Source organism: Trinickia violacea (assembly GCF_005280735.1).
Classification (GTDB): Bacteria; Pseudomonadota; Gammaproteobacteria; order Burkholderiales; family Burkholderiaceae; genus Trinickia_A; species Trinickia_A violacea.
In genome coordinates, this window is sequence record NZ_CP040078.1 from 1,617,419 (window position 1) to 1,630,967 (window position 13,549).

Sequence of the window (13,549 nt, forward strand, 5' to 3'; positions counted from 1 at the left end):
CGGTCGACCCGGCCGTCAGTGGAAAATAAATGAACAGTACTGGAGCAGTGGAGACAACACGGGCGGCTCACGCCACCTCAACCGACATGCCGCGCTTGCAGCGTTACGTGACGCTCAGCGGTTCCTGGGGCGCATGGCTCTTCGACGCACTCGACGCGACTGTGTTCGGCTTCGTCATTCTCGCCATCTCGCATACGTTTTCGGCAACGCTCGCCGACGTCGTGTCGACGGTCGCGTGGTTCCTCCTCGCGACCGGCATCGGCGGCTTTTTCCTGGGCAATATCTCCGACAAGATCGGCCGCAAGCGCACCTTGCTGATCTCGGTTCTTACCTACGGAACCGGCACCCTGTTGTGCGGATTCGCGCACAGCATCGCGGAACTCAACGTCTATCGCTTCGCGGTGGGCATCGGCGTAGGCGGATTGTGGTCCGCCGCGGTGGCCCTCGTCAGCGAGATCTGGCCGCCGTCGGGCCGGGCGAAAGCCATCGCCGTGATGCAAACGGGCTGGTCCGGCGGCAGCCTGCTGGCCGCGATCTTCGCCTGGACGCTGCTCGATGCGTCCAATCCCGATTCGTGGCGCCGGCTCTTTATGTTGTCCGCAGTGCCGGCGTATTGCGTGGCGGTCTACATTTTCTTCTTCGTGAAGGAATCGCCCGTGTGGCTCGCGAACCGCGAGTTCTTGAAGAACCACGCGAGCAAACGCAATCTGCTGCAGATTTTTCAGCCCCAGTACCGCCGCACGACGCTGCTCGCGTTGACGATCTCGATTCTCGGCATGTACGGGTACTGGATCATCACCACGTTCACGCCGACCTATCTGCAGTTCGTGCTGCACGTGCGCATCGATCAGGCTCCGGTCTTTCTGGTCTGGACGGGCATCGGCGCGACGCTCGGCTATCTCGCGTATGGGTCGCTCGCGGAACGCTTCGGCCGGCGCGCGGCATTCGCGGGGTTCTTTATCGGCATCGCGATTGCCGTCCCCGTGTTCGCGTATGGCGCGACGATGATTCCGCTCACCAACGGCAAGCTCGAATTCAACGCGCACAACATCGTCATCATCGGCGCGCTGTCGGCGCTGCTCGGATTTTTCACCGGCTATTTCAGCGGGTTCGGCGCATGGTACGCGGAACTGTTCCCGACCAGCATCCGTTCGACGGCCGCGGGCTTCTGCTTCAACTTCGGACGCGTCGGCGCTATCGCGGGCATCAAGCTCGTGCCGGCCTTGATTCCGTTGATCGGATTTACGACGACCTACTGCATCGCCTCCATTGCCTATGTCACCGCCGCGATTCTCGTGTTTACGCTTCGGGAAACGCAGGGCGTTCAACTCACAAGCGGAAACTGATTTTCAACTCTTGGCGTACCTATCATGAAGACCTATCGAATCGGCCAGATCGTTCCCAGCTCCAATACGACGATGGAAACGGAAATTCCGGCCATGCTGACCTCGCGCTACGACCTTTTCCCCGACGAGCGCTTCACGTTCCACTCGGCGCGCATGCGCATGATGCACGTCACGCCGGAAGAACTGAAAAAGATGGACGTGGATAGCGACCGCTGCGCGCTCGAACTGAGCGACGCGCGCTGCGATGTGCTCGCCTATGCGTGCCTCGTCGCGATCATGTGTCAGGGCCCCGGGTACCACCGCGCGTCGGAAGCGCGCCTGAAAGCGACGGTCGAAAGCAATGGCGCACCCGCGCCGATCATCAGCTCGGCCGGTGCCTTGGTCGACGGCGTAAAGACGATGGGGTTGAAGCGCGTCGCGATCATCACGCCGTATATGAAGCCGCTGACGCAACAGGTTGTCGACTACATCGAAAGCGAAGACATCCAAGTGACGGACTCGATCAGCCTGGAAGTGTCGGACAATCTCGCTGTCGGCCGTCTTGATCCGATGAATCTGATCGCTCACGCGGATCGGCTCGACATCAGCCAGGCTGACGCCGTCGTGCTGTCCGCCTGTGTGCAGATGCCCTCGCTGCCCGCGATTCAAGCAGTCGAAGACCGGCTCGGCAAGCCGGTGCTGTCGGCTTCGGTGTCGACCGTCTATCGCATTCTCAAGACGCTGGGATTGAAGGCGCAGGTGCCGAACGCCGGTTATCTGCTGTCGGGCCGCTTCTAAACAGCACGGCTTCGCGCCGCCCGGTGACTAGGCGGCGCGGGATATGTGTTCGGTTGAGATCGGCGAATGTTCTTCGTTTGCACAGAATTCGAGAATGCATATCGGCACGCACCGAGCTGAACTTTAGGGTGTTGCGGCAAATAAAAGAGAAAAAAACGATTTCATTTCGCGAGTCGACGAATCCCCTAAGTTCGCGCCTGGACGGACACGTGTCTGTCACAGTCCGTCCACGATAATCCCCGCGCCCGATCAAAGACAAACACATGGGCCGCTCGCCAAAAACAGGCGAACGTCGAGATGTAGATGTTCGACTTCGGGGAAACACAGATGACCATTCGCCACCGCATTACTCTGCTCGTCGTTTTGATGCTGCTCGCGCTGTCCGCCATCGGCGGCTACGCGGTTCTTCAGACGCGCAACAGCGCCGTCGACGTGCGGCAAGTGACCCAGGGCGTCGTGCCTAGCGCGCTCGCCTCCGCCGATCTCGTGTCCGAAGTGAAGGACGTGCAGCTCGCGACCATGACGCTCGTGTACGCGCCCGATGCCAACATGGTCCAGCAGGCGCAGGACCAGTTGAAGAGCAAGCAGGCGGCGCTGCAAGCCGCCCTCGACGTGCAGGCGAAAGCCGCGCGAGGCCAGGCGCAGACGGGGCTCGTCGCGCAGGCGCGCGAAAGCCTTGCCAACTATTTCGATGCGATCAACCAGACCGCGCAGATGAAGGCGGCCGGCAAGAACGAGCTCGCGCAAGCGTATCTGTTCGCGAACGTCGCGCAGTATCGCGACGAGCTCGAAGGCATCGTCGAGACGATGCGCATCGAAAAGAATCGCCAGAAGGACGACGCGATCGCCGCGCTGAACGGCGCGCTCGCGACCACGACGACCGGCATCGCCGCCGCGACCGGTGCCGCGATCGCGCTCCTGATCGGGATCAGCACGCTGCTGTATCGCCAGATCACGCGGCCGCTGTCGAGCATGCAGGCCGAGATGAGCGAGATCGCATCGAGCCAGGACTTCACGCGCCGCGTGCCGGTCGGCCGCATGGACGAGATCGGCCGTTCGATCGTCGCGTTCAACGGCATGATCGAGAAGATCCAGCAGAGCTCCGTGCAACTCAAGCAGAAGACCGCCGACATCCAGGCGATGCTGCAGAACATGCAGCAGGGCATTTTGACCGTCGTCGACGGCGGCATCGTGCATCCGGAATACTCGGCGTTTCTCGAGGCGATCTTCGAGACGAACCAGATCGCCGGGAAGCCGCTTCTCGAGCTCGTGTTCGACGGCACGGACGTGGGCAGCGACGCACGTTCGCAGATCGAGGCCGCGCTCGACGCCTGTCTCGGCGAAGACAGCATGAACTTCGCGTTCAACCAGCATTTGCTCGTCAACGAGATCTCGAAGACGATGGCCGACGGCCGCGTGAAGATCCTCGACCTGAGCTGGTCGGCGATCACCGACGAGAACGACGTCGTCGTCCGCCTGATGCTGTGCGTGCGCGACGTGACGGAACTGCGCGAGCTCGCCGCGGAAGCAGGCGAGCAGAAACGCCGCCTCGAGATGATCGGCGAGATCCTCGCGGTGAGCGAAGAGAAGTTCCACCAGTTCGTCGAGAGCTCGAGCAGCTTCATCCACGAAAACGAACACATCATCCGCCAGCACGACGTGCCCGACCACGAAGCGGTCGCGAAGCTGTTCCGCAACATGCATACCGTGAAGGGCAATGCGCGCACTTACAGCTTCCAGCACCTGACGAGCATCGTCCACGAGACGGAGCAGCGCTACGACGCGCTGCGTCAGGCGCAGGGCGGCGAGTTGTGGGACCAGCAGCTGTTGATCTCCGATCTCGAGCGCGTCAGGTCGGCACTCGAAAGCTACGCGACGATCAACGAGGTGAGTCTCGGCCGCAAGCGTACGGGCGCGGGCCAGCGGGCCAGCGCCGGCGGTTACCTGATGGTGGACCGCCAGCAGATCCAGCAGCAATTGCACCTGCTCGAGAGCGCCGATCCGGCGGACCCGCACGCGCTGCTGTCGATGCGCGAGTCGCTGTACCGCACGCTGCGTCTGCTTGGCACCGAAGGTCTCGGCGACGCGCTGAGCGGCGTGATCGGGTCACTGCCGTCGCTCGCGAAGGAGCTCGGCAAGGAAGAGCCGCACGTGCGCATCGACGACAACGGCTACTGCGTGCGTCACGAGGCGTCCGGCATGCTGCGCAACGTGTTCACGCACCTCTTGCGCAACTGCGTCGACCACGGCATCGAGCCGGCTGCCGAGCGCATCGCGCAGGGCAAACCGGCGGCAGGCGTGATCGACCTCGAAATGGGCGTCGACCATCATGCGCTGCAGATCACGGTGAGCGACGACGGCCGCGGCCTCGCGCTCGCGAAAATCCGCCGGCAGGCGATCGAGCACGGCTGGCTCGCCGAGGGCGAGCAGGTGAGCGACGAAGCGATCGCGGAATTCATCTTCCGTCCGGGCTTCTCGACCGCGCAAACGGTGAGCGAGGTGTCGGGGCGCGGCGTCGGCATGGATGCGGTGCGCGATTTCGTGCGCCGCGAACAAGGCCGCATCGAGCTGCGCTTTACCGACGACCACCCCGGCGCCGACTATCGCCGCTTCCAGACGATCGTCTACCTGCGCGAAGACTGGGCGGTGGACAGCCTCGGCACGGCGGGAAAGCTTGACGGCGTGACGAAGAGCGCGGCGGCGAGCGGCGAGCCGGCGACGGCGCAGGAATCGAAGTAACAGTCGAAGTCACAATCGAAGTAGCAGCGGGGCAACGGAGCAGGTGGTAATGGAACGTTATCTGGTGGCAGCCTGTGCCGGGGGCGCGCTCGTCGCCCTCATCGCGTGGGGGTTCTATCGGTGGCAAATGAGCCGGGCGATTCGCGCACAGCAGGCGTTTGTCGCCGAGCTGCAGGAGCGCGCGCGCAGCAGCACGGCCGAGCACGAGGCGCAGGTGGCCGAAGAAGCCAAGCGGCGCGAAGCGCTTTTCCATGAAGAGATCGCACGGCTGCAAAGCGAACTCGATCGTAGCGAAGGCGAGCAGCGCGAACTGCGTACCGCCCTCGCTTCCGCGACGGCAAAGAACGACGAATGGCTGCAGCACGCAGCCCGGATCGCGGGCGAATCGGCCCGCCTGAAGGGGCTCTCGATCACGTTCGAGCGGTGGCACGAGCAGATGATTTCGCTGATGGCGCAGAACCGCGACATGCACGCGAAGAATCACGAGCTGGCGTCGATCGTGCAGCATGTGCTGATCGTTTCGCTGAACGCGTCGATCGAAGCGGCGCGCGCGGGCGCGGCCGGGCGCGGCTTCTCGATCGTTGCGAGCGAGGTGCGCACGCTGGCTTCGCGCTCGCAGGAGTTGTCGAAGAGCTACCGCGACAGCCTGCATCGCAATGACCTGACGACTGCCGCGACGTTCCAGGACATCCAGGCAGGCGGCAAGATGATCACCGCGTCGCTCGGCAGCGTCGAGATGCTCGCGAATCAATTCCAGTCGAAGCTCGAGCAGGTTGCCGCGTGATCACCGACGACGCCAGGAAGAGCTTCGAAACGATCTTCGCGCAGGCCGCGCGCACGCGTCTCGCACCCAGCGCGGGCGACAGCTGCGAGATCACCGCGGCCGATCCGCAAGCGCGCGGCGAGACGCTCGGGCCGCGCGCGCTCGTGCTGACCATCTCGTCGATCGAATTCCGGCTGCTGTTCGTGCTGCATTTCCACGACGACGAGACCACGCGCCAATACTACTTGGGCACCGATACGAGCCGCACGCTGTCCGAAGTGCTCACCGAAACGGGCAACCTGTGCTGCGGCTATATGAATCAGCAGCTGGTCGCGCATTTTCCGGACCTCGGCATGTCGACGCCGTACGAGCTGAGCAGCCGCTGCGTCGACTACCTCGGCGAGCTGAAACCGAACCACGTGTGGGCGTACGACGTGCGGGTCGGCGGCGTGGCGCGGCTCGCCGTGACGCTGTGCGTCTGCACGAAGGCGCCGCTCGATTTCAAGGTCGACGTGGTCGAAGAAACCCAGAGCGAGGGCGAGCTCGAGCTCTTCTGACCTACCCGTCACGCGAGAAACACGATGAATACGAATAGGCCCGTCAGCAAGGTGCTGGTGCTCGACGACAATCCGGACCACGCGGCCGCGCTCAAGCGCTTCTGCGACGAGCACAACCTGATCGCGTTGACCGCGCGCGGTCATCGGCTGACGTCGTTGCTGCGCTCGAACATCGATCTCGGCGGCGTGCTGCTCGGCGACGATTACGGCGGATCGGTCACCGAAGCCGCCGCGGTCGCCACACGCATCGATGCGCTCCGGCCGGAACTGCCGGTGATTCTGCGCCGCTCGCCTGACACGGCGTTCGACGCGCTGCCCGCCGCGCTGCGCGCCGCCGTGTGCGCGAGCTTCGATACGACCGACATGGCGGCGTTCAGCGCCGCCGTCGACGAGTTCATCTTCAGCCTCGATTTTCCGAACGCGCTCGTGCGCGGCATCTCGGAGATCACCGAGGCGCGCCTCGCGAGCCTGTTCCGCGGACTCGCGGTGACGTGGGACACGCCGAGCATCGTGCGCGACCGGATCATCTTCGGCGAGGTGTTCAGCCTGATTCCGCTCGAGAGCGCCTGGTGCCGCGGCTACATGCTGATCCAGACCGACGAGGAGCCGCTGCTCGCCATGATTTCGCGCGACGGCGGCGAGGCGCCGGCGGGTTTCCGGGACCTCAACAACGTGCTCGGCGAGCTGACGAACCTGATCTGGGGCGCTTTCAAGAACCGCTTTCTCGACCAGCAGGCGCCGACGGGACAAAGCCAGATCCAGGTGCCGCTCCTCGTCAACCATCGGCGCCGGTATATCTCGTTCGGGTCGAACAATCCGCAGCTGTGCTTCCGCTATCGCCTCACGGACGAAGCGACCGGAGCGGCGGTCACGATCGACCAACGTTTCGTATTCAGTCTCAGCTGGTCGCCGGAAGATTTTTCGGAGAAGACCGCGGACGTCGACGAGCTCGTCGAAGCGGGCGAACTCGATCTATTTTGAGCTTCTGCAACAAGGGGAAATGACATGGCAAAGGTGTTGGTGGTGGACGATTCGAGCACGGTGCGCGACGAAGTGGCAGGCTTTCTCAAGAAGGCCGGCCTCGATGTGGCAACGGCCGTGGACGGCAAGGACGGTCTTGCAAAACTGAAGGCGGACTCGGGCATTCGCCTCATCGTGAGCGACGTGAACATGCCGAACATGGACGGCCTGACGATGGTCGAGAAGATTCGCAGCGAGCTGGCGAATCAGACCGTCAACGTGATCATGCTGACGACGGAAAGCAGCCCGGCGATGAAGGAACGCGGCAAGGCGGCGGGCGTGAAGGGCTGGATCGTGAAGCCGTTCAAGGGCGACGCGGTGCTCGAGACGTTCAAGAAGCTCGCAGCCTAGCGACGCAGCGCGGAGAGGCTGCATGCGGGCGCCGGCCCGCATGCAGCAAGCCGATTCAACGGCCAAGCTAGACGACACCTTTCAGGCAGTCTTCCGCGCGCCATCCGTGCAACCACTGCAACGCATCGTAGAACTGCTCCTGCGTGCGGTCGACCCACAGCGAGTTGCGCACGAGCCGCTCCACGCCCTTCGCGTGATAGATCCGGCCCATCTCGCGAGCCGAGTACAGCACACGCGCGGTGCGTGGAATGCGCGCGCGTTCATACAGCTTGAACGCGGCCTCGAAGTCGCCATCGGCCGCTTCGATCGCAGCGCCTAGCGTGACCGCGTCCTCGAGCGCCTGACAGGCCCCTTGCGCGAGGTATTGCGTCATCGGATGAGCCGCGTCGCCGAGCAACGTGACCCGGCCCACGCTCCACTGCTCGACCGGGTCGCGATCGGCCGTGGCCCAGCGTTTCCATGAGGTCGGGCGGTCCAGCATCTGATGCGGCAACGGATGAATGCCCTGGAAATACGACAGCACTTCCTCCTTGCTGCCTTCGGTGACGCCCCATTGCTCCTGCTGCCGGCTATGGAACGTCACGACGAGGTTGTACTGCTTGCCGCCGCGCAACGGATAGTGCACGAGGTGGCAATGCGGCCCGGCCCAGACCACCGGCGCATTGATCTGCAGATCCGGCGGCATGTTCTCGACGTCGACCACTGCGCGATAGACGACGTGCCCGGTCACATGATGCTCGTCGCCGATCAGCGCGGCGCGCACCGCGGATTTCACGCCGTCGCAGCCGATGACCGCGTCGGCCCGATACCGGGTGCCGCGTTGATCGATGACGGTCGCACCGCGTTCATCCTGCTCGATCGCCTGCACCTGCGTGTTGGTGCGAAACTGGATCAGCGGACTTTCCCGAACCGCCTCGAGGATCGACAGGTGAATATCCGCGCGATGGATCACGGCATAGGGATTGCCGAAGCGCTGCCGATACGGTGCGCCTACGTCGATTCGCACGACCTCGCTGGCGTCGACGGCGTCCATCAGCTTCAGATAGTCGGTGAAGACCGCGCGGCGGCGTGTCGCTTCGCCTACGCCGAGCGCGTCGAGTGCGTTGAACGCGTTCGCCGCGAGCTGGATGCCTGCGCCGATCTCGCCAATCTCGGGCGCCTGTTCCAGCAATTCGACGCTGATGTTCTGCCGCGCCAGCGCAAGTGCCGCAGCGAGGCCGCCGATGCCGCCGCCGACCACGATCACGCGGCGCGTGCCTTTGCTTGTCTCACTCATGTCTGTCTCCTACAGCCTCAAGCTTTGTAATCCGGCTGGCGCGCTGGCCGCGCCATCTCGAACGCCGGGTGTTCGATCGCATGGCGGTACACCGCCAGGCTGCGCGGGTAGGCGGTGAGATCACTGCCCATGCGCAGCGCATTGCCGATTTGCGGCACGAGGCAGCAATCCGCCAACGTCGGCTCGTCGCCGAAACACCACGGGCCGCGGCCATATCGCGTGAGCAAGCGTTCCACCCCTGCCATGCCTTGCGCGATCCAGTGCTGGTACCACGCATCCTTCTGTTCCGGCGTCACGCCTAGCACGTCCTGCACGTAGCGCAGCACGCGGAGGTTGTTGAGCGGGTGAATGTCGCACGCAATCAGATACGAGAGTTCGAGTACACGGATCCGTGCATCGAGTTCGAGCGGAATCAGCCGGGGCTCGGGATACTGCGCGTCGAGCCATTCGATGATGGCGAGCGACTGCCCGAGGTGAAAGCCGTCTTCGGCGAGCGCGGGCACCGACGCCGACGGATTGACATGGTCGACATAGTCCGGCTCGCGATGCGCGCCGGCGCGAATGTCGACCGGAAGATAGTCGTAAGTGAGCCCTTTGAGCGCGAGCGCAATCCGCACGCGCCAGGACGTCGAACTATTGAAAAAGCTATGAAGCTGCACGATTGCGTCCGCCTGGTTCGGGTTAAACGGGTTAGACGGGTTAGACGATTCGCACCGTCAGTTCGCCGAGTCGTTCGACGCCGACGGCCATCACGTCGCCGCGCTTCACTGCGCCGACGCCTTCAGGCGTGCCCGTGAAGATCACGTCGCCCGGCTCGAGGCGGAAGTACTTGGACAGATCGCTGACGGTTTCGGCCACCGACCAGATCAGATGCGAGACATCGCTTTTCTGCTTGGTTTCGCCATTGACGGTCAGCCACAACGCGCCTTGCTCGAAATGACCGGCCGAGCTGGCCGGATGAATCGGACCGATTGGCGCCGAGCGGTCGAATGCCTTGCCGATTTCCCATGGGCGGCCCATCTCGCGCATCTTCATCTGCAAGTCGCGCCGTGTCATGTCGACGCCGACTGCATAGCCCCAGACATGGTCGAGCGCCTGAGCGAGCGGAATGTCCGAGCCGCCCTTGCCGATGACCGCGACCAGTTCCGCTTCGTAGTGGTAGTTCTGTGTCTGCGCCGGATAAGCCAGCTCGAGCGTTTCGCCGTACGCGACCGGCACCACGGCATCGGCGGGCTTGCAGAAGAAGAAGGGCGGCTCGCGGTCCGGATCGAAACCCATCTCGCGCGCATGGGCCGCATAGTTGCGGCCGACGCAGTAGACCCGGCGCACCGCGAACTGGTCGTCGCTGCCGACGACGGGAATGCCGATGGGGGCTTCGGGCGGGAAAACAAATGCCATGATGATCGACTCGCTCGTACAGAGATAGAAAAAAGGAGACGCGTTCAGATGCGCTCTTCGCGCAGCAGGTTCAGCGCGGCGAGCACAGGCCGGTCGGAATAGCTGAACAGCACGCTTTCGCCGTGCGCCGACAACTGCACCGTTTGCCACGACGGCACGACGAACACGTCGTGCTCCGCGAATGCGAACTCAGCGCCGCCGATGTTGACCGTGCCGTGTCCATCGACGACGCAATACACGGTGGCGTCGGTGCTGCGCCAGGCTCGACCCTTGAAGCCTGCGGGCAGGTACTGCATGAACGTCGCCATCGTCGGCATCGGCCAGCCGCCCGTCGTGGGATTCACGTAGCGCAGCTTCACGCCGTCCCACGCGTCGAGCTCGCTGTGGCGATAGAGCATGTCGAGCGCCTCGCGGCTGCGTTCGTATGGATAACTGAAGATCGGCGAGGTGGGGTTCGATACGCGCTCCCGCACCGGCGCCATGTTGTGGCCGAAGCGCGCAAAGCTGTAGCCCTCGGGGCGCGTGACGGGCTGCGTCGCTTCCGGGTAGGTCTCGGCAAACCCGGCATCGAGACTGGCGACGAGCGGAATATCGAGTCCATCGAGCCAGACCACCGGTTCGCCGCCGTCCTCGACGGACGGGTTGCCGTGGTCATGCCACGTCCATGACGGCGTGACGATGAAGTCGCCTGGGCGCATGGTCGTGCGTTCGCCGTCGACGGCGGTCCATGCGCCACGGCCTTCGACGATGAATCGCAGCGCCGATTGCGTATGGCGATGACTCGGTGCGATCTCGCCCGGCAGGATCAATTGAAGTCCGGCGTAGAGGCTCGGCGTGATGCTCGACTTGCCCGGCAGCCCCGGATTCTCCAGCACCAGCACGCGGCGCACGGCTTCCTCCGCGCTGATGACTGCGCCCGCCTGCATCACCAGGTCGCGGATCTGCGCGTACCGCCAAATCGCGGCTTGCGCTTGCGGTTTCGGTTGAGGGGGCACCAGGGTGTGGAGGGATTCCCAGAGTGGGGCCATCTGGCGCTCGGCAATCCGTTCGTAGTAGGCCGTGCGTTGTTCCTGCACTGCGGTGGCGGTTGGCATCTATGTCTCCCATGCAAAGCTTGATCGTTTGCGCTTGATCGTATGGGTGATTTATACGTCGGCTAGCTATACCTCGTAAAATGAAGAATTGCTCTGATCCATATTGTTTTGGATATACCTAAGAGGGGTGGCTCGATGGACTGGACTTATCGATTGCGTCTGCGGCATCTGCAGGTCCTGGTGAGCCTCGCCGAGACCGGCAACCTCAGCCAGTCCGCGGCAGCGCTCAATACGACCCAGCCGGCGCTCTCCAAGTGGCTCAAGGAGCTTGAAGCGGATGTCGGACTGCCGCTGTTCGAGCGGCACGCGCGCGGGCTGCGGCCGACCGCCTACGGCGAATCGCTGATCGAGCACGCCCGGCGCATCGAGGCGCATCTCGACGGCGCGCGCGACGACATGCAGGCCTTGCTCGACGGCGGCAGCGGGCTCGTGACGATCGGCACATCGGGCGTCGCGTCCGGCGATACGGTGCCGCTCGCCGTGTCGCAGCTGTTGGAGCGTCTGCCGCGAGCGCAGGTGCGGCTCGTCGAAAGCACGATGAACCTGCTGATTCCGCAGCTCGTGCGCGGCGAGCTGGACATCGTCGTCGGCCGTTCGGCCCCGGACAATGCGGACCCGCAGATCGAAGCCGAAATCCTCTATATGGAGCCGATTCATTTCGTCTGCCGGCCGCAGCATCCCTTGGCGGAGAAGCGCACCGTCGATTGGGAAGATCTGCTCGCGTACCCGTGGATCGTCTGGCCTCGCGGCACGCCCGTGCGCACCGCTTTCGAGACCGCTCTCGCGGCCGCCGGACAGGCGATGCCGAGCCGTTGCGTGGAATCGAACTCGTCGCTTCTCAACATCACGCTTCTCAATCACACCGATCTCCTGGGCGTCGCGTCGCATCGGGGCGCACTGCGTTTCGAGCGGATGAACGCGGTGAGGATCTTGCCAATGCAGCTTGCCGGCTTCGGCTCGGTATCGATGTACTGGCGCCCCGACAGCCTCAGCCGCATCGCGGTTTCCGCCGCGCTGGACTGCTTGCGAGCTTGCGCGGCGGCCAATGCGGAGCCGTGATTTCCCAATGATCCTTGACAATGCATTATACACCATAGGATCATGCTATATAGAATGAAATGACGGCGATCGATCCGATTCCGAGGCTCGAATGGCCATGCCGTCGCTCACGCTTCGCTTGGTTCTACATAGAGAGGAGATGCAATGGGAAATCACAAGCTCCGGCTTTCGATCGCCGTCGGCAACTATGACCGCATCCGGCCGATGGTCGACGGCGATGTCCAGATCGACGGCGTGGATCCCGTTTTCATGCTGCAGGATCCCGAGGAAATTTTCTTCCGGGCCTTCCGGCACGCGGACTACGACATCTGCGAGCTATCGCTCAGCAGCTATTCGGTGAAGACCGCGGCGGGGACCTCGCCGTATATCGCCATCCCCGTTTTTCCGTCGCGGGCATTCCGGCATACGTCGATCTACGTGCGCGCGGATCGCGGGATCGAGAAGCCCGAAGACCTGAAGGGCAAGCGGATCGGCGTGCCCGAGTATCAGCTCACCGCCAATGTGTGGGTCCGTCTGTTCCTCGAGGAGGAGTACGGCGTGAAGGCGTCGGATGTGACCTGGGTGCGCGGCGGCTATGAAGACCCGTCAAGGGTCGAGAAAATCGCGCTGAAGCTGTCCGGCGATATCAAGATCGAGGATGCGCCTGAAGGCGAGACGATCTCCAGCCTGTTGGCCGCAGGGAAGATCGATGCCGTCATCGGGCCTCGCGCGCCTTCATGCTTCGATCAAGGGCATCCGCAGGTCAAGTATCTGTTCGACGATCCGCACAAGAGCGCGGCGGATTGGTATGCGCGAACGAAGCTGTTTCCGATCATGCATACGCTTGGGATCAGGAAGACGCTGGCGGAGCAGCATCCGTGGCTGCCTGGTGCGGTGATGAAGGCGTTTGAGCAATCGAAGGCGCTCGCGCTCGCGCGGCTAAGCGATACGGCAGCGACCAAGGTGACGCTGCCGTTCGTTGAGGATCAGTTACGGGCGGCGCGGAAGTTGATGGGGTTTGATTTTTGGCCGTATGGGTTTGCGCAGAACGAGCATGTCGTGGATCGTTTTCTGGCGCGGCATCATGCGGAGGGGCTCTCCAGCCGCCGGCTGGAAGCGCGTGAGTTGTTTCATCCAGCAAGCCTTGAAAGCTTCAAAATCTAATTGAAAGTTACGTGTCCGCCAGCGAA

At 63.4% G+C, this 13,549-nt stretch carries 13 protein-coding genes; 9 read left to right on the top strand and 4 right to left on the bottom strand.

What is annotated here, in order from left to right; genetic code table 11:
• The first annotated feature begins 29 nt into the window (after positions 1–29).
• From FAZ95_RS29365 to FAZ95_RS29395, 7 genes are all read left to right on the top strand, one after another.
• Positions 30–1,346 (top strand): MFS transporter, encoded by a 1,317-nt coding sequence (locus FAZ95_RS29365; RefSeq protein WP_137335953.1) that lies wholly within the window; start codon positions 30–32, stop codon positions 1,344–1,346.
• Positions 1,347–1,370: 24 nt separating this feature from the next.
• The gene (locus tag FAZ95_RS29370) at positions 1,371–2,123 is read left to right on the top strand and encodes a maleate cis-trans isomerase family protein (RefSeq protein WP_137335954.1); all 753 of its coding nucleotides are present in this window, start codon (positions 1,371–1,373) and stop codon (positions 2,121–2,123) included.
• 327 nt (positions 2,124–2,450) lie between these two features.
• Complete coding sequence (locus FAZ95_RS29375) at positions 2,451–4,862, top strand: MCP four helix bundle domain-containing protein (protein ID WP_137335955.1); 2,412 nt, start codon at positions 2,451–2,453, stop codon at positions 4,860–4,862.
• Between the two features lie 49 nt (positions 4,863–4,911).
• Positions 4,912–5,646: a methyl-accepting chemotaxis protein gene (locus tag FAZ95_RS29380; RefSeq protein WP_137335956.1), complete on the top strand. Its 735-nt coding sequence runs from the start codon at positions 4,912–4,914 to the stop codon at positions 5,644–5,646.
• A complete protein-coding gene (locus tag FAZ95_RS29385; RefSeq protein WP_137335957.1) occupies positions 5,643–6,182 on the top strand; it encodes a hypothetical protein in 540 nt (179 codons plus the stop codon). The genes FAZ95_RS29380 and FAZ95_RS29385 overlap by 4 nt, the downstream gene beginning before the upstream one ends.
• Positions 6,183–6,206: 24 nt before the next feature.
• Complete coding sequence (locus FAZ95_RS29390; RefSeq protein WP_137335958.1) at positions 6,207–7,163, top strand: chemotaxis protein CheX; 957 nt, start codon at positions 6,207–6,209, stop codon at positions 7,161–7,163.
• A 24-nt stretch (positions 7,164–7,187) separates the two neighbouring features.
• Positions 7,188–7,553: a response regulator gene (locus FAZ95_RS29395; protein ID WP_137335959.1), complete on the top strand. Its 366-nt coding sequence runs from the start codon at positions 7,188–7,190 to the stop codon at positions 7,551–7,553.
• A gap of 67 nt (positions 7,554–7,620) precedes the next feature.
• Here the strand turns inward: FAZ95_RS29395 and FAZ95_RS29400 are convergent, their stop codons facing one another.
• Genes FAZ95_RS29400 through gtdA form a run of 4 tightly spaced genes read right to left on the bottom strand, consistent with a single transcriptional unit; the run spans position 7,621 to position 11,255 of the window.
• Positions 7,621–8,829 (bottom strand): 3-hydroxybenzoate 6-monooxygenase, encoded by a 1,209-nt coding sequence (locus tag FAZ95_RS29400; RefSeq protein WP_137335960.1) that lies wholly within the window; start codon positions 8,827–8,829, stop codon positions 7,621–7,623.
• Between the two features lie 17 nt (positions 8,830–8,846).
• Positions 8,847–9,488, bottom strand: a complete 642-nt coding sequence (gene maiA / locus FAZ95_RS29405; protein WP_137335961.1) for a maleylacetoacetate isomerase — start codon at positions 9,486–9,488, stop codon at positions 8,847–8,849.
• 40 nt (positions 9,489–9,528) lie between these two features.
• Positions 9,529–10,227 carry a fumarylacetoacetate hydrolase family protein gene (locus FAZ95_RS29410; RefSeq protein ID WP_137335962.1) on the bottom strand — a complete coding sequence of 233 codons (699 nt, stop codon included), beginning with the start codon at positions 10,225–10,227 and terminating at the stop codon, positions 9,529–9,531.
• Positions 10,228–10,271: 44 nt separating this feature from the next.
• Positions 10,272–11,255 (bottom strand): gentisate 1,2-dioxygenase, encoded by a 984-nt coding sequence (gene gtdA / locus FAZ95_RS29415; protein ID WP_254700366.1) that lies wholly within the window; start codon positions 11,253–11,255, stop codon positions 10,272–10,274.
• Between the two features lie 201 nt (positions 11,256–11,456).
• Between gtdA and FAZ95_RS29420 the strand changes: the two genes are divergently transcribed.
• Entirely contained in the window at positions 11,457–12,380 is a 924-nt protein-coding gene (locus FAZ95_RS29420) for a LysR substrate-binding domain-containing protein (protein ID WP_137335964.1), read from the top strand.
• Between the two features lie 144 nt (positions 12,381–12,524).
• Positions 12,525–13,523 carry an ABC transporter substrate-binding protein gene (locus FAZ95_RS29425; RefSeq protein WP_137335965.1) on the top strand — a complete coding sequence of 333 codons (999 nt, stop codon included), beginning with the start codon at positions 12,525–12,527 and terminating at the stop codon, positions 13,521–13,523.
• Positions 13,524–13,549: the final 26 nt, after the last annotated feature.

What these genes read in the sequence shown, in the direction of transcription:
- FAZ95_RS29365 (WP_137335953.1), top strand. Translation starts at nt 30, where the DNA reads ATGAACAGTACTGGAGCAGTGGAGACAACACGGGCGGCTCACGCCACC.
- FAZ95_RS29370 (WP_137335954.1), top strand. Translation starts at nt 1,371, where the DNA reads ATGAAGACCTATCGAATCGGCCAGATCGTTCCCAGCTCCAATACGACG.
- FAZ95_RS29375 (WP_137335955.1), top strand. Translation starts at nt 2,451, where the DNA reads ATGACCATTCGCCACCGCATTACTCTGCTCGTCGTTTTGATGCTGCTC.
- FAZ95_RS29380 (WP_137335956.1), top strand. Translation starts at nt 4,912, where the DNA reads ATGGAACGTTATCTGGTGGCAGCCTGTGCCGGGGGCGCGCTCGTCGCC.
- FAZ95_RS29390 (WP_137335958.1), top strand. Translation starts at nt 6,207, where the DNA reads ATGAATACGAATAGGCCCGTCAGCAAGGTGCTGGTGCTCGACGACAAT.
- FAZ95_RS29395 (WP_137335959.1), top strand. Translation starts at nt 7,188, where the DNA reads ATGGCAAAGGTGTTGGTGGTGGACGATTCGAGCACGGTGCGCGACGAA.
- FAZ95_RS29400 (WP_137335960.1), bottom strand. Translation starts at nt 8,829, where the DNA reads ATGAGTGAGACAAGCAAAGGCACGCGCCGCGTGATCGTGGTCGGCGGC.
- FAZ95_RS29410 (WP_137335962.1), bottom strand. Translation starts at nt 10,227, where the DNA reads ATGGCATTTGTTTTCCCGCCCGAAGCCCCCATCGGCATTCCCGTCGTC.
- gtdA (WP_254700366.1), bottom strand. Translation starts at nt 11,255, where the DNA reads ATGGCCCCACTCTGGGAATCCCTCCACACCCTGGTGCCCCCTCAACCG.
- FAZ95_RS29420 (WP_137335964.1), top strand. Translation starts at nt 11,457, where the DNA reads ATGGACTGGACTTATCGATTGCGTCTGCGGCATCTGCAGGTCCTGGTG.
- FAZ95_RS29425 (WP_137335965.1), top strand. Translation starts at nt 12,525, where the DNA reads ATGGGAAATCACAAGCTCCGGCTTTCGATCGCCGTCGGCAACTATGAC.